This is a genomic window from Flavobacterium chungangense LMG 26729 (assembly GCF_000735715.2).
Taxonomy (GTDB): Bacteria; Bacteroidota; Bacteroidia; order Flavobacteriales; family Flavobacteriaceae; genus Flavobacterium; species Flavobacterium chungangense.
This window is the reverse complement of sequence record NZ_JASY01000029.1, coordinates 14,992-37,836: the sequence shown is the minus strand read 5'-3', so window position 1 is coordinate 37,836 and position 22,845 is coordinate 14,992. Positions and strand designations below refer to the sequence as shown.

The 22,845-nt window shown below is 29.8% G+C and carries 17 protein-coding genes; 3 read left to right on the top strand and 14 right to left on the bottom strand.

Features of this window, described 5'->3' with window-relative positions; genetic code table 11:
- Positions 1-379: 379 nt before the first annotated feature.
- Complete coding sequence (locus JE46_RS23060; RefSeq protein ID WP_031457654.1) at positions 380-868, bottom strand: hypothetical protein; 489 nt, start codon at positions 866-868, stop codon at positions 380-382.
- Positions 869-1,507: 639 nt separating this feature from the next.
- Here JE46_RS23060 and JE46_RS23055 point away from each other — a divergent pair.
- Both JE46_RS23055 and JE46_RS23050 read left to right on the top strand, forming a co-directional pair.
- Positions 1,508-2,035 (top strand): hypothetical protein, encoded by a 528-nt coding sequence (locus tag JE46_RS23055; RefSeq protein ID WP_031457653.1) that lies wholly within the window; start codon positions 1,508-1,510, stop codon positions 2,033-2,035.
- 116 nt (positions 2,036-2,151) lie between these two features.
- Positions 2,152-3,099 carry a hypothetical protein gene (locus tag JE46_RS23050; RefSeq protein WP_031457652.1) on the top strand — a complete coding sequence of 316 codons (948 nt, stop codon included), beginning with the start codon at positions 2,152-2,154 and terminating at the stop codon, positions 3,097-3,099.
- A gap of 238 nt (positions 3,100-3,337) precedes the next feature.
- On the opposite strand, the gene JE46_RS23045 is transcribed toward JE46_RS23050, so the two are convergent.
- The 10 genes from JE46_RS23045 to JE46_RS23000 form a co-directional block, all read right to left on the bottom strand.
- Positions 3,338-3,907, bottom strand: coding sequence for a hypothetical protein (locus JE46_RS23045; RefSeq protein ID WP_031457651.1), 570 nt, complete (start codon positions 3,905-3,907; stop codon positions 3,338-3,340).
- A gap of 399 nt (positions 3,908-4,306) precedes the next feature.
- Positions 4,307-4,564 (bottom strand): hypothetical protein, encoded by a 258-nt coding sequence (locus JE46_RS23040; RefSeq protein ID WP_031457650.1) that lies wholly within the window; start codon positions 4,562-4,564, stop codon positions 4,307-4,309.
- Positions 4,565-4,748: 184 nt separating this feature from the next.
- Positions 4,749-5,213, bottom strand: coding sequence for a hypothetical protein (locus JE46_RS23035; RefSeq protein WP_031457649.1), 465 nt, complete (start codon positions 5,211-5,213; stop codon positions 4,749-4,751).
- A gap of 580 nt (positions 5,214-5,793) precedes the next feature.
- Complete coding sequence (locus tag JE46_RS23030; RefSeq protein WP_157505991.1) at positions 5,794-6,411, bottom strand: hypothetical protein; 618 nt, start codon at positions 6,409-6,411, stop codon at positions 5,794-5,796.
- 165 nt (positions 6,412-6,576) lie between these two features.
- Entirely contained in the window at positions 6,577-7,845 is a 1,269-nt protein-coding gene (locus JE46_RS23025; protein WP_051872999.1) for a Shedu immune nuclease family protein, read from the bottom strand.
- A gap of 274 nt (positions 7,846-8,119) precedes the next feature.
- Positions 8,120-9,328: a PH domain-containing protein gene (locus JE46_RS24350; protein ID WP_167343462.1), complete on the bottom strand. Its 1,209-nt coding sequence runs from the start codon at positions 9,326-9,328 to the stop codon at positions 8,120-8,122.
- Positions 9,225-10,160: a hypothetical protein gene (locus JE46_RS24345; protein WP_031457645.1), complete on the bottom strand. Its 936-nt coding sequence runs from the start codon at positions 10,158-10,160 to the stop codon at positions 9,225-9,227. The genes JE46_RS24350 and JE46_RS24345 overlap by 104 nt, the downstream gene beginning before the upstream one ends.
- Before the next feature lie 544 nt (positions 10,161-10,704).
- Positions 10,705-11,439, bottom strand: coding sequence for a glycine-rich domain-containing protein (locus JE46_RS23010; protein ID WP_031457644.1), 735 nt, complete (start codon positions 11,437-11,439; stop codon positions 10,705-10,707).
- Between the two features lie 282 nt (positions 11,440-11,721).
- Positions 11,722-12,768, bottom strand: a complete 1,047-nt coding sequence (locus JE46_RS23005) for an HNH endonuclease domain-containing protein (RefSeq protein WP_031457643.1) — start codon at positions 12,766-12,768, stop codon at positions 11,722-11,724.
- 124 nt (positions 12,769-12,892) lie between these two features.
- Positions 12,893-13,555, bottom strand: coding sequence for a hypothetical protein (locus JE46_RS23000; protein WP_157505990.1), 663 nt, complete (start codon positions 13,553-13,555; stop codon positions 12,893-12,895).
- A 573-nt stretch (positions 13,556-14,128) separates the two neighbouring features.
- Between JE46_RS23000 and JE46_RS22995 the strand changes: the two genes are divergently transcribed.
- Positions 14,129-15,625 (top strand): reverse transcriptase domain-containing protein, encoded by a 1,497-nt coding sequence (locus JE46_RS22995; protein ID WP_031457641.1) that lies wholly within the window; start codon positions 14,129-14,131, stop codon positions 15,623-15,625.
- A 402-nt stretch (positions 15,626-16,027) separates the two neighbouring features.
- On the opposite strand, the gene JE46_RS22990 is transcribed toward JE46_RS22995, so the two are convergent.
- From JE46_RS22990 to JE46_RS22980, 3 genes are all read right to left on the bottom strand, one after another.
- Positions 16,028-17,029 carry an HNH endonuclease gene (locus JE46_RS22990; RefSeq protein ID WP_031457640.1) on the bottom strand — a complete coding sequence of 334 codons (1,002 nt, stop codon included), beginning with the start codon at positions 17,027-17,029 and terminating at the stop codon, positions 16,028-16,030.
- A 1-nt stretch (position 17,030) separates the two neighbouring features.
- Positions 17,031-19,400 (bottom strand): AAA family ATPase, encoded by a 2,370-nt coding sequence (locus JE46_RS22985; protein ID WP_031457639.1) that lies wholly within the window; start codon positions 19,398-19,400, stop codon positions 17,031-17,033.
- Positions 19,401-19,492: 92 nt separating this feature from the next.
- Positions 19,493-22,759 carry a DEAD/DEAH box helicase gene (locus JE46_RS22980; protein ID WP_031457638.1) on the bottom strand — a complete coding sequence of 1,089 codons (3,267 nt, stop codon included), beginning with the start codon at positions 22,757-22,759 and terminating at the stop codon, positions 19,493-19,495.
- Positions 22,760-22,845 lie beyond the last annotated feature (86 nt).

Genomic DNA, 22,845 nt, shown 5'->3' with positions numbered 1-22,845 from the left:
TGCGAAAAAATAAAGATAAATGAAAACCCACTTTAGTGAATTAACCGATTCTCAATGGCGGAAAAGTATGACTAAAAAAAGTCTTAACAATACGTACTTTTACCTGTTTTTATAACGGTTAAAAAGAAGTGATGCTTTTTTGATATGCACACAAAAACAGATTTAAAGTCGAGAGACTTTAAGCGGTTTTGATTTTACAATAACATTAAAAAAATGTGCGAAGTCAGAGATATTCGCACAGCAATGTAGCTTTTCATTAGGAACACTTCGGAGAACTTCGGTTCGTGCGGGAGCGGGGCATTTTATAAGAACACTTCGGAGAGCTTGGGATTTTGTTCAATTTTATGAAGAAACACTTAGAAGAGATGAGCAGGTTTCCTTATATCTTTCTATTCTCACGAATGTGGTGAAGCAATTCTAGTCGTCTTAGACCTGTTTTTTTTTGATAGTCGAATTCGTCAATATGATAGTTACAAAGTTCCGTTAATTCCGGAAAAATTTGTTTGACATTTTCTAAGACTTTAATGTTTTCGACCCTTTCAGATCGAGGAAATGAATCTTGTCTTAAAAGTATTATTTGAACTTTAATTTTATTATCTGAAATTATCCAATCGTATATTAATTTTTCAAGTTTTGTACCATTGTCAGGAGTTGACCAAACAAGAATATCAAGAAGAGCTGCAATCTTTGCTAAATCTGTATCATTTTTTAATGAGTTAAAAATAATTTCCGCAAAGTTTTCCTTGAAATAAAGATCAACAAAAATATCAGCTTGATTAAAACCCTTTTCATTTGCTCTTAATTCACCAGTCATTTCATAATAAATTCCATCAAGAATTGTTTCGATAAGTTTGACATCTGATTTCATTCTCTAATTTTGATATTTGTAATTTTTAAATTGTATCTAACGTTGTGGAACTACAAGAAGGTATTTCAGCAGCTAATCTTTTTCTTCAGCATGACTTTCTATTTAAAAGTTATTACTGCTAATCCGGGACTACAACTATGCACATTTTCTACCTTTTCATAGAGTGCAAACTGACTTTTGTTTTTCTCTTTTCTTTTTTTCGAGCGAAACCTCATTTGATGTGCTACAAAGTAGTAATGATCTATCCGAAATTGGGAATATACGAATGTTTGTTTCGTTTATATATTTTCAAAAATAACCAAAAAAGATTACAAACTATCAAAAGAATATTTGGCTGCCTCTACCCTATTCAATAAAACCAAATTATAGAAAACAGTTATTTAAAGTCGGGAGACTTTAAGAGGTTTTGAATTTATAAGAACATTAAAAAAAAATGTGCGAAGTCATAGACATTCGCACAGCAATGTAGCGTTTCATTAGGAATACTTCGGAGATCGGGGGTAAGATAAAAAAAGCACAACTTAAAAGTTGTGCTCCAAGTTGTGCCTCGCAGGTATAACTATTATAAATTAAAACAGGTGTTTTTACCTATTTTATTTAACTCGTTCTTTCCTATATTTGAACAAAAACCTGCTGATTATGAAAACTATAGTCCTTAAGTATTTTACTCTTTCTCTTGTTTTGTTAAGTGCACTATATTCATACGGGCAGGATGAAAAACCTGCTGCACCGAAAACGGAAACCTTAGAAAATCCGCTTAACAAAACCGCATTCCATAAGAATATAATGCAGGACCTGAACTTTATGGTTCTAGGTGATAATAATACCAAACAAGGGTTTTCATATGAATATAATGAAAAAAAAACCGAGCTATCCTTAAGCGGTGCTTTAATAAGCACCAACTATATGCTTTTAACAGTTGACGGTTCTTTTTCCGTAGATGATGGTGCATTTATTTTTGACAATAAAGACGGCAGCAAAAAAGGAAGCTTAGACTTAAATTTTTTCGCCCCTCTCCCATTTGCAAATGGAAAGTATTATCCGGCGGCACAAGGCGATTATGAAAGCGAAAAAGCCAACAGGGCCCGCTATATAAATCACATAACCGAACAGGAGCTGAGAAAAAAGCAGCAGATACTTTCAGTATCCTCGATAAGATTATTATAGACCTTAAATTCCCACAATCTACAATACAGAATAAGAAACACCGCCTATTCAGCAGGGAATATGAAAGGCAGAGTGAAAATGACAAATCAAACAAATTTTTAAGTGATGCCGGTACAGTGGCAAATGATACAGTTGCACTTTTTAAAGTACTAAAAACTTATTATAAGGGTCCGGATCCCGTAAAAGCGTTTGCTGGTTACAACGATATGATCAACAAAATCAAAAAAAAGATTGAGACCATTTCAACGATAAAAGGAAAAGAGGATGAGAACGGAAAAACACAGGATGCAGTAATAAATGCGCCAAAAGGGCTTGACTTAGAAAAACTCTTTAAAGATTATGATGAGGCTCTTATCAATGCTCAGAATATTGATGATACAATCAGTGATAGGCAGATCAAATTATTTAAGGACATATGGACTGTTGAGTACAACACTTATTTCGGCCTTTCCGGATTTTATGAAAGAGAAAGCCTGGATATTTACAATAATGACGTTAATATACAGAGTTTTGATGACCGTTTCAAAGATACAAAAGGTGATTTATATGGCGTTAAGGCCAGCCTTAACCATATAACCAGATGGAAATCCGGCACCTTTGTAATGTTCAGGTTACTGGGTAATTTTGGAAGGGGATCTAATTTTGAAGATTTTAAGAAAAAGGATTTCATCTATAACACTAATCCTGAAATTATAGGTGGAGGAACTATGGTTGAGGAAAAGAAAAAAACAGGTTATTATACAGAAAATGGGGTAGCCTACACTTATGGATTTCTTCAGAAATATACCACCGAGCTATATGTTTCCTCAAAAGTTGCCGGAATCTACGCTAAATTTGGATACAGCAAAAATGAAGCACTTGCAAAAAAAGAAACACTACCTTTTGAAACAGGTATAATGATAAATGTCAACTCAGACAAGAAAAGTGTGGTAAGTATACTTCTTTTTGTGGCAAGGGAAGATTTAAATGTACATCCTGACCTGGATACAAACTTTGGTTTTAAGATCGGGCTTCCGATCAATGTCAGAAAATCAGATAAGGACAAAGAAGAAGACAAAAGCTGAAAGCATTAGTAAGAATCAATTTTTTTTATCTGTTTTTCTAAAACGGCCTTTACTATTAACTTGTCTCTTTCTTCTGCATGATAAGCTTTGCTTCGGACAGCATCAAAAGACAATTGCTTTTTTAGTGGAGTCGAGATATAGGGTGTAATCTGCTTGAATACCTGGATCATCGAACGGGGAATGTGATTTTACCACTAAATTCTCAACCTCACCAAATCACTGTTACCAGTAGTTATTTTTAACCGTAATTAAAATAAATAGTTTTTGAACCATTGCTCAATCCAAAATTAAGAAGGCTAAGGAGATTTCTAAGATCTTGACCTAAATTATTACCAATATATCCATCACCAGTATTAGTATGAAAGTTTGAGAAATATTTTTCGATTCCTATAGTATCATAACTTGTTTTATCAAGTTTTTGTTCTAAATTTTCAATCTCTCCAAGTTTTTCGATTAATAATATTAGGTTATTTTTTACTTCTGAAATGTTATTTCCAACTTCAGCATTTTTCTTCAGCATTGATTGTCTTAGGTTCTCTTTTTCATCTTCATCGTCTTCAAATTCAAGCATTTCTTCAATTTCCCATTCTTCAGCATATTCCTGCATATTGTAAAGAAAAGTAATGTTTACACCCGTTAATTCACCTATTTGGTCAAGTTCGGGTCTACAATCTTCAACTACCTCTTTTCTGCACATGAAATTACAAAATGTCCTACTTAAATTTGCTACTTCTTGAATTTTTTCAAACTCATCAAGCAAGTAAATATTTTCTTGATTATCAAAATTTACTGAAATATCTAAACCCATAATCTGTTTTTTATAATTACTGGTAACTTTTTTATATGCGCTACAAAGTAGCCGATAATCTACCCTAAATTGGGTTTATATACGAATGTTTGTTACGTTTATATACTTTCAAAAATAACCAAAAAAGATTACAAAGCATCAAAGAATATTTAGTTACTCAATAAAGAATGTAACACTTCGGGGAGCTGGGGAGCTGAGGAGACTTTGAGAGGTTCTGAATTTATAAGAACATTAAAAAAAAGTGCGAAGTCTGAGACATTCGCACAGCAATGTAGCTTTCATTAGGAACAAATGCGGAGAGTGGAAAATCTAGATTCAAAAGCCCAGACGAAAGGATTCGTGCGGGAGAGGGGACATTTGCACAGCATTTTATAAGAACACTTCGGAGAGCGGTTTTTTTTAGTTTTTAAGATATTCTCCATTAATTTCTTTAATGCTTTCAATCAATTCATTCTTATCATTTGAATTAATTAATCCTAACATAATGTATGATTCTAACATTTTCTCTATATTTTCAGTTTGATTTAAAAATTCAGTAGTCCAACGATTTAATTCTTTTAGTTTATCAATTTTGCTAAAATCATCTAAATATGTTAATGGTTTTATAGTATCGTACATATTTTTAACTACACGTAAAAAATTTTCCTTTTCTGTCATTTTCTTATTTTTTTATTAAATTCTCTATTTTCTCGAATAATTTCCGGTAACGTGCCGTAGCTTTATGAAGTTAGGGTTTATATATCCCAAAATCTTTCCATTATCACGGAAGTCAAATATATAAAATTACGTTTAATTTTGCCCTTAAGCCCTAATTTCAAAAAACCACTGTTAGCAGCTGCATTTATATTGACAGTTGATTGCTCCAAATGATTTTTATGTTTTCTTTATTGCTTATTTCATTTTGATATTTTTCGATAGTAGAAAATTCTTTATTCATTAGAAAACCAATCTTGAATTTTTGCTTTGATAAACCAATACTAGATATTACATATAGTTTAATTTCTTTTTCCTCTAAAGGTTTTAAATTGTAAAGTTTTGGAATATTCTTGTCGCATTCAATTGCTGGGAAATCTATGTCTTTATTATCAGTAATGAAATTTTTGTTATAGTCACAACTCATTATCCAAATAGGAGAAATTTTGTTTGAATCATTTTTTAAAGTTACAATTATTGGATTTCCTATTGGGTTAAGATTTATTGACTCATCTTTTTTTATTGTTATTGAAATTGCGTTCACTTCGTTGTTGTTTTTTTTTGAGCAAGCAAACGTTAAACTGATTAAAAATGTTAAAAGTAGTTTTTTCATTTCATTGAAGTATTCGTTGTGGTACTGTTGCTGCTAAATTATTTATATACTCTACAAAATAGCGCCAATCTACCCGAAATTGGGTGTATAAACGAACGTTTGTTTCGTTTATATATTTTCAAAAATAATCAAAAAGATTACAAAATACTAAAGAATATTTGGTTGCCTCTGCCCTATTGAATAAAACCAAATTGTATAAAACAGTTATTTAAAGTCGGGAGACTTTAAGAGGTTTTGAATTTACAAGAACATTAAAAAAATTGTGCAAAGTCAAAGACATTTGCACAGCGTTTCATTAGGAACACTTCGGAGAGCGGGGGCCTGATATTTTTTCTTTTCTAACGATCTTCGTATTACAAAAAAAAAAAAAGATCACTAAAATCGAAATGATGCTAATTGTCAATATCATATTTGCTTTTATGTTTTATTGGTATTGAATATTTCATCCTGACCATTGTCTTTGCCTGGCAGATAACGCTCTGGTAATGAAACGTATTTTAGAATAAAATCATCACAAAACAAAGCCAACTTCCCATTAAGCCTATTGCCCAAATCTGTTTAAGCAGATGTTATTTGCGGTTTACATTCTACTTTCGGAAATTAACGTATGGTCATCGTGAAATTCTAAAACTTTAGTTATTGGATTTATTTTTACATATATTGTATAATATTGTTTCGGAGATAAATCCTTTATAGCATTTGAAAGCTTGTCATTGGGATAATTTTCGTAATGTTCAGTTATCAAATTCGAAAATTCTTCCATAGCATTTTCCCATTCATATAATCCTAAATTATTATCAAACAACATTTTAATTTGCCTTTTTGTCTTCGTTTCTACTAAAATTGATACTGCTAATGACTGGCTGTAAGTTTTTGACAGCTTTTCTGTCGATAGTGTTGCAGGAACTAAGTGAGCTTCTATATCTTTACCTTTAGCTAACATTTTTTTACAAAACACTTTAAGAGTTTGATAATTATCTTTTCCTGCTTCGGCAAGAAAAGAATCAAAATATGGCTTCAAAATATATGTTGCAAGGAAGGTTGGTACCATCCATTCCATTGCAGAGTATAAATCATTTTGTTGCTTTTCAATTTGAATATTTAGATTCTTTAAATCAAGTTCAGAAATGTCTTTTTCGATTAGTTCTTCTGGGAAATTTTCAGGGTAAGTAATTAGTAAATGTAGATTCTCTTTCATTTCGTTTTTTTTAATCGCAATTAACGGCTGCAACTTGGCAAGGGGCGGAAATCGAAGGACAAATGTTCGGTTTTGCAAAAAAGTTCAATCAAAGAACTGTTATTGAATTTAGCACTGAACGCGCCATTTTATCAAACTGCTGTTGTGTGCTTATTTTTTTTCAATTTATTTAGTCGTCATCACTTTTTGCAAACTTTCTATTTTTGTTTGAAGTTCGTCAAAAGTTATTATTTCAACATCTCTACTGTTGCTACGAAAAAGTTCAAAAGAATATTTTTGATTTTCGTCCAGGTCTTTTGTCGAGCCAATGAGTACTACACATTTAGAATTAAAAGTCTCAAAATTTCCTTTTCCTTTACTTTTTCCTTTAGTGGCATAAAATTCTTTCTGAAAATTGTCACGTTGATTAAGCACTTGAACAATACAACCTGTTAAATCTTTCGTAGTACTGAAGACATCGTCACCACGATATGCAATTTTCTCTAGTAATTTTGTTTTATGAGTTTTTAATTCTAAAAAAGAAACATTGTCGCTTAAACTATTTTTAATTAAAAAATCATTGAATTTGCCATTATGGTTATCAATTGTTTTTCCTCCAACATATGCTTCTCTTTGAAATAAAATAACTGGCTGTGCAAATATTGATGAGAAAATCCAACTATTGTCTTTTAAAAATACTTGCCATTGTTTTTCTAAACTTTCACCATCAGTTCTTAATACCATTAATTCCTTAAACTTTTTTAAAGTCGCTTGAATGTACTTTGTGTCAACTAACTCTTTTGTTTTAGCTAATGCTTCACTAGTTAAGAAATCTGTTCCAATTGAAAGTTTATCAAATAAATCTTTAATTGCATTTTTGTCAGCAATCGAAAACTCATCTATATTGTTTCCCCAAGAAGCTAATGAATTCGCTAAAGCATCGGATATGTATGTTTTTGTTGGTTGCGCAATTGTTGATGGGAAAATCTTATGAAGATTTATCTGTAAAACAAAATCAACTTCTGCTCTATTTTTTTTAAAGATGCTTTTAAACGAGTTTTGCAATACATCTAAACTCGTTTCATTCAAATACATTTTTTTGTTTTTTAAGTCCATTTGGACTTTTCCCCCTTTTTCAATAATAACTTCAGCGAAATCGTAATTATCGTTAATATAATCAGTAAATGGATATAATGGTTTTGTAAAACCCCAACCATAATTTTCTGATTTGAAAACTCCGACTGGAAGTTTTCCTTTGAAGCCGTTATAAGTAAACCTTTTAATTGTCTTATATTTATTACCGCCTTCAAAACCTCTTGGATAGTGAACTATTTGGTCTTTATTCAAAAATATTTCTCTCGAAATTTGATTAATCCCTTTTTCAGTGTCAACATAATCATAAACTTTTTTTGTCGCTAATGTTTTTACTAGCTTTTCTCCTTTAAAGTCTGCCATAGTTTATTTATTACTATATTTGATTTTGTGCTGTTGGTTTTAGAATGACACACAATTTATTTATATGCGCTAAAAAATGGCGACAATCTACACAGAATTGTTTGTATAACCGCATCTTTGTATCATTTTATACTATTTCAAAATTAACTAAAAAGATTACAAGTAAAGGAAGCCATTTAAATGCTGATACCTTTAAATCTATAAAAATCAGCATTTTTTTTTGTTTCACGAGCGTGACACTAGTGCCAGCTTGGAAACAACTTTCTAATGATATTTAAATATGCCGGTCCTTTATCAATCTATCTAAAATCAAAGCAAATTCATCAACTTTATCCGGAAGCTGAATTACAGCTACTTTTCCTGTTTCTTTGTCTATTTCGATGCCATCTGATTTTGGAGTTAGTCTCAGGATTTTTTCAAATCTTATATTTAAGTTTTTGGTATTTCCAACAAAAATGATTCTTTTGTTTGTCAAATATATACTTCCTTTATCCACAAACTTCATATAATCATTACTATGATTCATAGATTTGTAAGTGCCTGTATTTAAATAAAACTCTTTTAGAATTCTACTATTCGTATTGTAGTAAGATGGCTTTTGTCTAACACTTCTTAATTCATACCAGTTAACGGAAGCGATTTTAAAATAGCAATGTTCTGATTTTTGTATGACTATATTTGGCTCAAAGGTAGTAAGAGATAACTTTTCTAAAGCCCAATAGGATTTAAGCTGTTTTAACTGTCGCTTTATTTGATCACTAAATGATTTTTCCAGATTTATATTTAAGTTATTTCCAATACTTTTAATTACTCTCTCATCTTCTGGAGACAGAATTAAATTGTTAATCAGTTTTTCAACGTATTTTTGAATATAATTAGTACTTATTTCAGAAGTAATACTCTCAACTAACGATTTTGGCAGTTTTAAATCCTTTTCGATTTTTTCTAAAAAATCTTCCTCTTTTTTTGTCAATATACCATGAGCTATAAGTATAAATTTTTCAAAGTACTTTTTGTAAATTATTTCCCCAACTTTATGATTTAATTTTTCTATTGTTTGGTCATTAAGAGAAAGTATAATTTTTAAGTGATATAGATTTTCAAGATTTTCTTCATCAAGAGATTTATTTGACAAACAAAAATTTAAATATACAGCATAAAATTCTTCTAAATTGAGTCTGAATTCATTTTCCAGACTAATTTTATAGCGTTCTTCTATATCAGAAACATGTTGTTTAGAAATTTCTTTTATTGGATATGTTGCTAATAAATTATTCAATTCAATTACTCCATTTTCTGTTGGCAATTGTTTGAACAGTTTTTGAAAAAAACTTGTATTTACAAGAGGTACATTCTGAAAAATAGTCTGACTCATATCTTTATTCGTATTTTCTATATTCTTCATAAACTGGTTCACTCCAATTACAAACACCTCCGTGATGTGAACATGCACCTCTTCCTGTTGCGCTGGATGTTGTGCCATCACAACAACGAGTTACATAATAAGCTATTCGCTTTTTTATTGGATTTATTTTGTTGTATAACTTTTCGGCGTTTTTATCCCCTAGTTCCATCGCTGTTTTACAATCATAAACAGCCTCTTTAATTTTACCGGTTTTACTGTAACAAATTGCTCTGTTATAAAATAAATTTGGGTTATTACCTTCCTTTGAAATTAGTTCATTTAGTGCTGGTAAAGCTAATTTGTAATTTTTTGATTTAACAAGATCAAAAGTCTTAATTGAAGCAATTTTGTTTTTCTCAATTGCTATTTTGTCAATATCTGATGGTAATTTTGCAAATGAATTTGCTTTTTCAAGCTTCTTTAAGGCTTCGCTCGTTTTATGATTATCGGCTAATTTAGAACTTGCATCAAGGTAAAAAACCAAACTATCATTTCTAATTTGTTCTCTGCGTTGCGTCTCCAACCGAACCTTTTCTTCTTTATCTTTTTTTAACTTTAGTTGCTGTGCTTCTAGTTTGTCGACAGTATCATAATGCCCAAGAATAGGAACAGAGAATAAAAAAATCCCACAACCTAAAATAGATTTTATTTTTGTAGTAAAGCTAAATCTAAACTTTTTTTCAATCCAACTATGACCTGGAGGAATAATTATAAATCCGATAAAACCAAAAAGAATTGTAAGTAGTGGGTGTTTTAAATATGCTAATGCAAAAAGTATAAAAATTGCACCACCAATCCATCGAAAAAAAGGCTGAAGTGAACCGGATTTTTTTTTATGGTAAACGCTTCCTTTAAAGTAATCTTTTAAAACTTTTGATTCTTCTGGGATTAGGTTTGGAATATATCTCATTAAATTACTTACTTGTTATTACAGTTTTTAAATTAAACATTAAAAGGAATTTTTTAAGCTGAAAGATCTATAATTTCTTTTATTATTTAGAAGAAATCATTTCCGTGAAAAATGTTTGAAACTAATAATGCAAATTTGATGTTTAAAAATAGCTACCAATCATATCAGTTTCATTATCAGTATTATTGCATTACAACTTATTAAATGATAATTTAATCTTCAAACAAACATATGAAGTTTTATCTGACTTCTTTTACGGTTTTCCATAATTGCATTATCAAGCGGCAAATTAGTTTTTAAATAGATATTCAAATAGAGTATATGTACCTGTTTTTTAATTTCAAAAAAGTATGAAAAAAGATTCCTCAGTATCTTATATTATAAGCAATAAAAATGTGTGAAGTCAGAGACTTTCGATCATCATTTTCATAAGATCACTTTGGAGAGCCTGGGGCATATTTTGCTGTTCTATCTTCTTAACCTTAAAAACTTTTATTGATTTAGCTTGTGCGCACGAGTGTGACACTCGCGCCAGCCTGGTGAATTATTTTTTTGGAGGACTTGGGTCGGTTCTAATTTTACAGTCACAAATAGGCCCAGAACCAGATCCACCATCGCAAGGTCTTGGGGCATCAGGTTTGCCTAAAACACCTGGCGAAGGCCATATACCTTTCTTAGGAGGTGTTCCAAGATATCCAAGATATTTCTTCAAAGTATTTCCGTAAGAAACCATACTATCATTTTTATCTGTTGGGTTGTTGATTGGTTTACATACTATAGCAGGATTACCTTTGTATAATTTAGAGAAATTATCATTTGTTGTCAACAAATTTTTTAAGTCTGTTATATTGTCGTTATTTTCCGATAAATTTAACTTTTCAGGATTTATAGTTATGGTAATTTCTGAGTCATTTTGCTCCTCTGATAAATTATCTTCGCTTGGGTAATGATGAATAAAACTTCCAGCAATTTCTTTACAAAATTTTTCATACCGCTCAGTAAAGAGTATAAATGTGTGCCACATTTCATCAACCTCTCCAGTAATTGTCCATTGCTCATTTGGTTCAGTTGCACATAAACTCAAATATATTAACATTTCATCTACAATTTCAATTGCCCTAGCACGAGTTACACCTCGTTTATTCATATACCTCTGTACAATTGGTCTTAAATCAAAAGATTGAGCTTTATTTAATATTTGTTCAAATTTCAACTTCTGTTCGTTTGATGGAACAAAAGACTCTACAACATCTGTAGGCAAATACTCTGGTTTGTCCATGATTATTTTATTTAAAAAATTAATTTATTAATGATATAGTTTAATTTTTGAATTCTTGATTCTGCACAATAATTACGCATAATTTGTATATACACGAAACAAACATCCGTATATTCACCTCGATTAAACTGGATCTATTCAATTTTATTTCGCTGTTTTATATTTTTCAAAAATAACCATAAAAAAACACAATAAACCAAGCATATATACCTGTTTTTAAATACATTACATTTTATATCTAAAAAAAAATCAAGTATAAAAGTTAATACCTAACACTATCAATTACTCTCTCATAAACGAAAATCCATTATTACTGGCAATCGTTATCAAAGGCTGAATCGTTTCCCTGAATCTTAAGTAATCAAATCCGGTAGTGTTGTCTAAATCGGGAAAGATGGTTAGATATTCTTCTAAGTATTTATTTTTGGTGTTGTGGCTTTTTACTATTTCGTAAGCCGTTTTTTGGAGATTAAAAAACTTATCGAAATGCATTTGGATTGATGGTAATCTGTCTCCTTTTGAAGAATTGAATGTTTTGTGTATTGGAATTAAATTCCATATTAAATCATGGGAAACAAATGCGTGTGGGACGAAATGATCCAAAGCGTATTGTTTTTCTTCAAAGATTAATTTCTTGTTGGTAAAAATACAATCTACTGCACCCAGTTCATTAAATACTAATTTCCAGTACTCGTTGGTTTGTTTGATTAAGGAATTTCTCGTAATTGCTTTACTGATCTTGTTTGGGATATCCGGTACATTTGGATTTCTTTTTTTAAGGAAAAGTGACAAATTCCAATAACAAAAGTCTTTTAGTATTTTTGAATTTGTTTGTAAATAAGAAACCCAGAGCGGATTAATTTCTATAAAATCTTTTTCTAAACGATATAGACAACCGTGTTCAAAATTTTGAGAAAGGGCATAAATTTCATTTCGATTTCCTGAAAACCAGGACGAAATAAACCAATGCGGCACATTTTTATCGAAATGCTTTAATATCCTGATTGTTTCTGTATTAACAGAATTCTCTAAAACAGCATTTATTGTATTTCTGTTTTCGTTTATCTGAAGGTTTTCAATTTTTATAAGTGCCCTAACTGCATCCTGAATCAAATCCTGCTTACCAAAAGAAATATGAAAATAATTTACTGTATACCAGGAATTACTTATCATCCGCGAGAAAATATTTCTTTTCGCAATATGTATACCTCCTTCTTCAACCACTTCAAGTATTGCTAAAAACCAATAAAATTTGTAAGTAGCAGAGGTGCTTGAAAATACTGACGCCAGTTTATCTATTGGCAGGTATTGAGATTGTGGAATTTGCATAGATTTTATTTTGCGGCTATTTTTTCAATTGAATATTGAGAAACAAATCTACTAAGTTTTTTAATTTACATAAGTATAAAATGTGCAAAGCCAGAAAAGTCCCTTAGCTTTTTATTAGGAACTATCAAAGAGCGGAAATCGAATTTTCTTTTTCTCTTTTTTCCTTTTCAAGTGAGACCGCATTAGACAAATCTCTCTGAAACTGATTTTTATAGTATTTGTAATGTTCGTTACCACCGATATTTTTATATCCTAACTTCATTTCAAAAATTATTTGATCTTCTAATTCAGAAATAATACACTTCATTTCTATAGGTTTTGGAATTATTGTATATGTCTTTTTTGTACGCAAATTTCCATCAGATTTCACATGATAATACATTGCAAAATATACATCCGCAATCGTGAGCGCTTTGCTTTTTAGATTTTTTTTGTTTGGCAAATATGCTTTGGATAAAACATTTAGTCTTGAAACTTTATTTATCAAAGTTTTCATGTCGAAAATTTCTGTAAAACTTTCTTTATTCTTTGACAATTCTTCCAAATATGCGGGCATTTTTTTTTGGTTTTGAATATGCTCAGTTTTTTCTTCAGTGTCTTTAAAAAGCATGAATAAGCCTCTATAATAAGAATCCAAGAATTGAAGTATCTCAAGAATTTCTTCAAGCTTACCTAATCGTAATTGCCTTTTTAAATTTTGTCTTGTAAAAAAAATTGTAGCAATTGAAATAGTAATTGCGATCAATGAAAACGCAAAGGGAATAATTTTATAAATTTCAATTTTCATAATATTAATCAAAGTTGATGTCGATTGCAAAATCCATTTCATTTTATATCTAATCAAAAATAGCCAAAAAAGATTACAAACGATCAAAAGAATATTAGTTGCCTCTACCCTATTCAATAAAACCAAATTATACAAAACAGTTATTTAAAGTCGGGAGACTGCAAGGAATTTTGATTTTACAAGAACATTAAAAAAAACTTGCAAAGTCGAAGACGTTTGCACAGCGTTTCATCGGGAACACTTCGAATAGCGGGGGAGCTGGTGAAAGTGAATCGTTTTGTTCCTGTGAAGATAAATATTTTCGTGAAGAAAATGTTTCAGGAAAAACTAATCAATCAATTATGCTTATTGGCTGTTGTAAGAAGTTGCTTTTTCTTATATATTTGTCTTAGATTCTTATGGAATTAACGGACTCCACTACAGTCTTGAAAAATCGAGCTAGCTTGATTTGATAGAAAAGGTTCACAGGTTTGTAAAAAAATGTGATAAGTTAGAATTTATTTTTACTTGTGGACTCCGTGGGAAGTCCCGTAGATTTAGGTTTACGGGACTTTTTGTTTTAAAACTTATTTTATGGAAAATATATTGTTTGGTGACATACAAAAGCAAGCGGAGCAACTAAAGAAAAGGTTTGAAGATTACCATAATAATTTGCATTTATGGTACGAGAGAAACAGTCTTAATTATGTTAATTTCCCGTTAAAAAAAATGAAATTTCCAGAGGAATGGATGAAAGATAAAAAATTCAATCCATTTTATGTTCTGAAACGTAGAAAGCAGATAGCAAAATCAGTATCAAAAAGCATTGTTTCAAAAAAGTATATACCGAATCCACCTTTTGTAAAAAAAATCCCGAAGCCTAATGGCGGTACTAGAGAAATTAGTATATATCAAATTCAAGATTCGGCAGTATCTTACCGAACATATAAAAATCTCCTTTCGAAAAATAAACATCGATTTAGTTCTTTAACTTACGCTTATCGAAATGACCGTAACATTCATTTTGCTATTCAAGATATTAGTCAAGAAATAATGTCAGTTCCACGCATTTTTGTGGCAGAGTTTGATTTTTCAGATTTTTTTGGCTCAATAAATCACGAATACTTATTCGAACAGCTTTCTAACAATGGGTTTTTAGTTAGCGAAAGTGAGCTCCATATTATAAAAGCTTTTCTGAGTGATAGAAAAAAGGGAATTCCATTAGGAACCTCTATCTCTCTTTTTCTAGCCAATGTTGTGTGTTGGAAACTTGACCGACGATTAGAAGATGAAGGAATTCGATTCGCACGGTATGCAGACGATACTATAATTTGGTCCAAGGAATACTCGAAAATTTCCAAAGCTTTCGATATTATTTCTGATTTTTCTAAGGAAGCCAAAATCAATATTAACTACACAAAATCGGATGGGATTTCTCTTTTAAAGAAAACAGGAATGCCGTCAGAATTTTTTAATTCAAAAGAGTTTATTGAATTTTTGGGCTATAAGATTTCTACTGATAAAGTTTCTATTAAGGATAAATCAATAGATCATATTAAGTCGCACATAGCTTACTTGTTATATAATAAGTTAATTCAGCCATTGAAGCAGAGTCCAACCCCGTTATCTAATTTGCCTGTTTTGGGAATGGATAAGAATTTTTTATCGGCATTGATGGAAGTTCGGAGGTATTTGTATGGTAATTTGACTGAAATTACCCTTAAAAAATATATGAATGGAACTTACAAAGTGCTTTCGTTTAAAGGGATTATGAGCTTTTATCCATTAATTAACGACGTTGAGCAATTAAAAGAATTAGATAATTGGTTGATTTGTACTATTTTGAATATTTTAGAATTAAGAAGAAATCTGCTGATCGGTATTTTTCCAAGAGATTTTGACCCTCAACAATTTCCTTTTGGGTATGATAAAGATATACTTATTGAGCATTGTAGAAACACAGTAATAAAAGGAACAAAAGGTCTTTTAGAAATTCCTTCATTTTTACGTATTCATAACGCTTTAAAATTAGGATTGATAAACGAAGGTATTGTTCGCGTAATGAATCCCCATTCTGGATACTACAGGTAGCTTTGTAATTTCTTACAACTTGTCTATATGCGAAACAAACATTCTCATATTCACCCATTTTAAGGTAGATTGGCGCAACTCTATTTCGTTTTATATTTTCTCAAAAATAACCAAAAAAATTACAAACCACCAGAAGAATATTTAGTTGCCTCTACCCTATTCAATAAAACCAAATTATGCAAAACAGTTATTTAAAGTCGGGAGACTTTAAGAGGTTTTGGATTTACAACAACATTAAAAAAATGTGCAAAGTTGAAGATGCACAGCGTTTCATAAAAAATTTCAGAAAACGAGTGAGTGCGGTTTCAAAGGCCCACACGAAAGGATTCGTGCGGTAGCGGGGGTTCATAGTCATATAAACAACTTCCATTTTGATACCTACAATATCAAGTTTATTTCATATCAAGAAAATTTTATTTTGCCACTTTTTTTATAGCCCTCTAACTCTTTATAGAAGTCACTCTTAAATTTATGTAAAGGTATATTTTGCAGATTTTCTTCTGTATAAGGTGTTTCGGAAATAAAATATTCTAAATCAGCAGATATCCCTCTACCTAGTAATTTTTGAATATGTGCTTCGTAAGAGGAAGAATTGAATTTTTTATATCTTTCTAATAGATTTTCAATTGGTGATTTGTATTCTTTATATAATGATGTCAATTCTAATCTACTTTCTAATGTAGAATTAACATTTTCAATTTTCAAATCAGTCAAATTTTTAAAATTAACTTGTCCTATATTGATTTCTAGAACATCTTCAAATTTAAAAATTGGAATTATACTGGAATCGAATGGATTAAAATTAAAATCTGCTAGAGGTGCGTCTGATTTTCTTTGATTACAATGTCCACAAACGGGCACTAAATTATTAATACTCAAACTAACCAAAGCATTTAAACTTTTAGGATAAATATGATCTAAATTACCTTTGACATAGATTTTTTTCTTATCAAGACCATAAGAAGTAGTATACTGAGCTAGACAATATACACAATTTTGAAGGTCTATTGTACGTAAAACTTTTTTTAAAGTTTGAGTTCTACTTTCTAAATGATAGCCAAAAATAAATTCTAATATATCATTTAAAGTACATTTCTTATACTTTTTCTTTTTCTTCAAGTGTAGAGCTAATGATTTGAATTTTGTATTAAAGGATCTTAAATCATTGATAATAATAGATGTATCTATCTGTTTCAGTTGTTCAATCTTATTTCTTGGAGCTTTTATAAAAGAAGAATCATCTTCAATATTAATTATTGGTTCTAAATCTTTGAAAAAAGATTCAATAGTTTTTATTCTAGAAATTTTTTTTAAATCTGACTTTATCTGATTGTCTATATCTTTAATATCTTCATCCAACTCCGATTCTATACTGCCTAAATTATATTCCTTGATTTGTATCATTTTAAGAGCGGTTGGTTAAAATTTCTTGCAATCTCATAATCTCTTTATTTAATATCTCAGTAGAAACTTTATTTTCAATTTGCTTGTTGATGACTCCTTTTAGAAATGGGTCACCAATTAAATTGATAACTTCAAGATCTTCTTGCTCTACAACTTTCTTCTTTAAAATTGATTTTATTTTTTTCGAGACATAAGCACCGATCGCTCCATTTTCTAAAAAGAACTCATCTTTTAATAAATCATATATATTTGCCGCAAATGAATTTACACTATCATTGGGAACAGGCTTACCATCTTTTAATTTTAAAATGTTTTGAGAAGGAATATCGGATAGAATGAAAGGGGAATGGGTTACCATTAATATATTGTAATAAATATTGTTTTGATTCGTGATCTCTTGAATCTTATTTAAAACATTTATTAGGTTATTAATATAAACTCTTTGGTATTCGGGATGTAAATATAATTCTAATTCGTCAAAAACTAAATTGATATTGTTGTACTTTATAAGGTCAGAATCATTTTCTACAGAGAGCAGATTATAATTATGATATGCTATTGTTAGAATAGAATTTATCAAATGTTGTTCGCCAGAACTTAATGAGGTGTATGGATAAGGTTTAAGCTCCTCATTAGCTACTAATTTACTCCTTTTATCTTCATCTTTCTCTTTCGTTTTAACCACCTCTATTACATGATTAAATACTGCCAGAGGTATGTCCTCGATTTGTTTTCTACCTTTAAAATACTTTTTATTAATATCTAATTTGATTATACTGCCTACATCTATACTGCTATTATTAAGCTCAATGCTACTAAATAAATCAAATTTGAAATAGTTAATTGCTTGTTTCAGTTTAAAAGTAATGTGACTTTCATCACGCTTTAATTCGTTAATATAATGATTAAATAAATATTGTCTAAATTGTTTACCATTAAACAATTTTTTAATTAATTCGGTTATAGTGTTAATAGTATTTTGAATATCAGCATCGTAATGAACTTTAGATAAATGTCTAGTAATATTATTAGTTACATCATGCCTTACTTGATAATACTCCATAAACAATTCCTTGATGAAAAATAAATCATCCTCAGTTAAATCACCATTTTTTTTAAGGACTAAATCTAAATTTACCATTATTACTTCATACACTATTTCTTTATTTTTTATATCAGAAAGTGTATTGATTACATTTAGCTGAACGTTAGATCTTAAATCGTTAAATTGGAAATCAAAAGGGAGTTTATCTGAAAACAAAAAATGGTATTTTTTATATTTTTTGTAGGTTTTGGATATTTTATATATCTTCTTAAAAATGTACAAATAAGTAAATGTTTTGTAAAGATTTATATTTAATAAATCTTTATTATAAAGCACTATGGAATATTCTCCTTTCCATTCACTAGAGCCATCTTGCAGAAACTCTCTCATTGAGTTGAGTGCTATCAAATTATCGCTATTAATATCTTTAAAAAGTAAATTATCATAAACCGTTTTACTAGCATTTAATTCTAAAAATTGCTGTAATATATCAAAGGTTTGCCTACTGTTATCAATTTTCAAAATTTTATTAATACTTATTTCAAAATGAATATTATGAATAAATATATCTTCAATAATTTCTTTAAAATCTAGAACATAAGTATAGAAAACGGCTCTAGATTGCATTAACAAATATTCTTTGTTGATATCATAATTCCCATATGATTTAAATGGATTTATTACAATAGGTAATTGATAAGCATCATTCTTATAGAAAATTAAATCAATCCATGGGATAAAGCTCGAATTTAAACCATAGATTGAATAGTTTAAAACATTTGAGTAAAACTTAAAGTCTACACTTTTATTTAAAGACGTTGCAATAATAGAATTATCTTCCTTGTAAACTATTTCATCTATATTTTCTTTTTTTCTGTATATTTTTGATTTTTTTGATTTTTTTGATTTTGTACTAATTGTTAATACCTGAATTGCATCCTTTTTAAGAATTATCATCTCTGCATTAAAATCGATTTCTAATAATTTTTCATTGTCTATGTGTTTTTTGTTATATAAAAGAATAGCATAATAAAATAACTCCATCAAGGTACTTTTTCCACTTCCATTTTGACCGACAATTGCAGAAATATTTATGTTTTCACCATATAAATGCGTAGGCACTATTGGAGTATGTTCTATACTCTCTATTTCACTATAATCTTTGGAATCTAATATTTCTTTTCCATCCTTATTAATATATTTATATTCACTATAAAAAGAATAAATACAATTCTCTTGCAGACCCTTTAATAATTCCGCAGAAGTACCTTTCAGGGGACGGATGGCTAAGAATTTAAATTCATTGTGATCCTCTATATTATTCATAATTTAAATTTTCATTAGTTTTAGTTTTTCATGTTAACGCACCTATTCTTTCCACAACAGTAAACCCTGTCAGCAATCTAAATGGAGCACTTTTATTTGTTTACAATTACTTTTAAATCGATATCTGCTACTTCTTTTAAATAATTTGCGGTTACTCCAAGCAAAGTCATAATAGATTCTGAAGTATTCTGTTTGGATAAACTTGGCTGAACAATGAATACCTCAAAACTCATTGGTTTTTTATTTTTTGCAATAGCTAGAAATCTTTCTAGATCAACTCTAGTTCCCTTTTCAATTCTACTTCGTTGATGTCCATTTCTAACTTTAACTTCCCTTCTTAATAGATGTTGAAAGAATTCAAAACCACTCTTATGCTTCCAATGAATTGATTTTTGAGCCTGACCGCATACTTCATAAAAATTATCAACTCTAGTATTGACTAGACCATCTTTTGCAAATTTTAAATGGTAAAACTGTACATTAATTTCATTTTCATGTTCTTTTATAGTTATTATATCTGCTATTTCTCCCGAGTAATCATCATCATAAACAATATCAAAATCTTGAGCTATAAGATCTTGTATAACTTTATATTGAATCGAATCTGTTTTTAAAGGATGAATTCCTTGAGCCTCCTTACTTAAATCTATTCCATTCCAACTCCAATCAATCAACCTTTCCATTGGATATGGTTGAATAAGTTGCTTTAGTTCAATATATTCATTTCCTTGAAGAGCTGATCCATCCGCGAACCATATAATGGGAGGATATTGATTGAAATACTCGTGAAGAGTAAAAGTTTTTGATGCAATTTTTACTTCGCTTTGAGCAGTATCTAACTTAACAATTCTGAAGTTTGGATAATTATTACCATCAACATTGCTATCTACAAACAATTCCTTTCTGAATTTTGCAGAGCCATTAGGGGAAACAACTTGAAAATTAACAATCCCTTGATTGTTATCATTAATTAATTCAATAGAGCAATAAGAAGCGTTAAAAATCCCATTGATTGTTATTTCTATTTTTGATTCAGGGAAATTATAGAAATTATCATCCCAATCAATATAGGTTGGATGTAATTTTGGAATTTCAGTGATAATCTCTGGAATCAAAGTTTCACGTAAAACTTGATTTGGATCAATGCTCTCGTCAATTAGCTTTTTCCCTAAATTATTACACCAATTAATGAAAGATTTGAGATCTCCTTTCATATAACTCCAAATTCTCCCTTTGTAAGAACATCCAAGTGTAATTTTATCGCCATCTTGATAACCTGAGCCAAATACAAATGCTTTTTCGCCTCTTTGTTGTTCAGCTAAAGAAAGCGCATCTTGAATATCAGTTCCTACACGCATTGTGAACCTTATTTTTCTATTCAAAAACTCCTTCAATCCTACATTTTGTAATGATACACGATTTACATCATAGAAGCTACGGTAAACTAATAATTTATGAATCAATTCAGACCTATCTCCTAAAACAGCTTTTGCAAGATCATGATATAAGCTAGATTTGTCGGAACTATGAATGAAAAGAAGATTGTTTTCTTCATTGTAATAAAGTACTGTAAGTTTCCAATCTAAACCAAAAACTTCTTTATAATTTACCCATTCAACTTCAGATTTCGATGCAGTAATAATAACAATTGTATTTTCAACTGGATTAAAATCATCAAACTTATACTCTAATTCATCGTAACCCTTAATTCCTTTTTTAAAATCTAATAGATTAAAAGAATTATCTGGATTTAAATTTTTATAAACGACAGTACTTAGGGCAAACTTAATATTTTGAAAAGGTATTTTTGAATTGTCTAAATGTTGAAAACCATCAATAAATTCATCAAAATCTATTTGTTCATCAATCTGATCAGAACTTAGTCTTGATAATAGTAAATTCCAATCTGAATCTTGGGCGTATAGTTCACTCAATTCATTCTCTGTTTCAGAATCTGCTAAATTTGCGATAAAAGTTGCATTTCCTAATTCATTATCTATTGAAGTTCTTGTGAATCTTCCCGCAAATTGTAAAGTGATTGGCAAACTTTTTCTAATATCATGAAACGCTGCAATTTTTAGTTGGGGTAAATCAAAACCTTCTCCCAACATATTCACTGCAACTATGATTTTATGTTCACCATTTATTATATTTTGCAAAATTTCATTCTTACCTGAAACTTCAGAATGGATCAATACAGGCTTTAAATCTTCGAACTCTTCGTAGTATTTAAAAATTTCTGAGGCTTTTGTTTTTTTTACACATCTAGCCATTAAAATATGATTATAACCATTTGCAAGATCTTCCCGAAGCTTTTCAACTGCCTTTTGTGCAATTAATTTGTGACCTTTATTTAGATCGTACTCTCTTATAGGTAAAAAATTGATTGGCTTAAAATAACCTTGTTCTTGAGCCTTTTTCAAACTAAAATTAAAAATTACTTTCCCTTCTATTCGTTTCTGATCATTACGGAAAGGAGTTGCAGTAAACTGTAAAATTTTCTTATTGTCAAAAGCTCTTCTAACACGCTTCCATGAATTTGCTTCGACATGATGTGCTTCATCTATTAAGACATGTGAGACATAAGAATTTAGAGTAGCTAATACACTAGGTTGAAAATTTGACAAAATATTCATCGTTGTTACAATAACATTTGACTTTTCGGTAAATTCAAGTAAATCTTCGTTGTTTTTAAAACTTTGATAGATAATTCCAACTTTAGGATTAATAACACTCGAGTTAATGATTCCAAATTGTTTTAATAACCCCAGTTTTAAAAACTTGTTAGAAATCTGAGTTCTTAATGCATCTGAGGGAACAGTTATAATTATTTTATTTAATTTACCTGCAATCAAAGTAGACAACATTGTTTCAGTTTTCCCTGTTCCAGTTGGCATCACAATAGTTCCAATTTCGTCAGAAACTTTTAAATGACTTAAAATTGAATAAAGTGCTGCAATTTGAGGTTCACGTAGACCATTTGTATTAGCTTCTTTATCTTCCTCTAGAAAATTGAAGTTCCTTGTCCAGGATTTTAATATTTCAACATTAGAATATTCTTTTTTCAAAGGGTGCTTCAACCATCTCTTCAATATGATTTCGCCTTCAATTTCAAAGCCCTGATCTGTTGGTTTTTTATTTGAAAGTATAATAAATTCATAATGAGGTGATTCAAAATCTTTATTAGATGTAATACAAATAGGTGTTCCATCAACTAAAACAATAACATAACCTCGATAACTATTCTGAAAAAAATATTCTACATAAGCTTTCTCTAAAATAATTTGTTCAATAGTGTTTTTTACACCAACTTTATCAAAGTAGGATAATCTTAATTCAGGAAGTAAAATTTTATTCATATTTGGTTTTTCTTGGTCATTCGTTTTTCTAAATAATCACTTCCTCCCCAACCACCAATCTCAACAACAACAACAACAACAACAAC

Excerpts from the sequence above, each read along its gene's own strand:
- JE46_RS23040 (WP_031457650.1), bottom strand. The coding sequence starts at position 4,564 with ATGACAGAAAAGGAAAATTTTTTACGTGTAGTTAAAAATATGTACGAT.
- JE46_RS23045 (WP_031457651.1), bottom strand. The coding sequence starts at position 3,907 with ATGGGTTTAGATATTTCAGTAAATTTTGATAATCAAGAAAATATTTAC.
- JE46_RS23060 (WP_031457654.1), bottom strand. The coding sequence starts at position 868 with ATGAAATCAGATGTCAAACTTATCGAAACAATTCTTGATGGAATTTAT.
- JE46_RS23005 (WP_031457643.1), bottom strand. The coding sequence starts at position 12,768 with ATGCAAATTCCACAATCTCAATACCTGCCAATAGATAAACTGGCGTCA.
- JE46_RS22980 (WP_031457638.1), bottom strand. The coding sequence starts at position 22,759 with ATGAATAAAATTTTACTTCCTGAATTAAGATTATCCTACTTTGATAAA.
- JE46_RS23000 (WP_157505990.1), bottom strand. The coding sequence starts at position 13,555 with ATGAAAATTGAAATTTATAAAATTATTCCCTTTGCGTTTTCATTGATC.
- JE46_RS24350 (WP_167343462.1), bottom strand. The coding sequence starts at position 9,328 with ATGGCACAACATCCAGCGCAACAGGAAGAGGTGCATGTTCACATCACG.
- JE46_RS23030 (WP_157505991.1), bottom strand. The coding sequence starts at position 6,411 with ATGAAAGAGAATCTACATTTACTAATTACTTACCCTGAAAATTTCCCA.
- JE46_RS22995 (WP_031457641.1), top strand. The coding sequence starts at position 14,129 with ATGGAAAATATATTGTTTGGTGACATACAAAAGCAAGCGGAGCAACTA.
- JE46_RS23055 (WP_031457653.1), top strand. The coding sequence starts at position 1,508 with ATGAAAACTATAGTCCTTAAGTATTTTACTCTTTCTCTTGTTTTGTTA.
- JE46_RS22990 (WP_031457640.1), bottom strand. The coding sequence starts at position 17,029 with ATGATACAAATCAAGGAATATAATTTAGGCAGTATAGAATCGGAGTTG.
- JE46_RS23035 (WP_031457649.1), bottom strand. The coding sequence starts at position 5,213 with ATGAAAAAACTACTTTTAACATTTTTAATCAGTTTAACGTTTGCTTGC.
- JE46_RS22985 (WP_031457639.1), bottom strand. The coding sequence starts at position 19,400 with ATGAATAATATAGAGGATCACAATGAATTTAAATTCTTAGCCATCCGT.
- JE46_RS23025 (WP_051872999.1), bottom strand. The coding sequence starts at position 7,845 with ATGGCAGACTTTAAAGGAGAAAAGCTAGTAAAAACATTAGCGACAAAA.
- JE46_RS23010 (WP_031457644.1), bottom strand. The coding sequence starts at position 11,439 with ATGGACAAACCAGAGTATTTGCCTACAGATGTTGTAGAGTCTTTTGTT.
- JE46_RS24345 (WP_031457645.1), bottom strand. The coding sequence starts at position 10,160 with ATGAGATATATTCCAAACCTAATCCCAGAAGAATCAAAAGTTTTAAAA.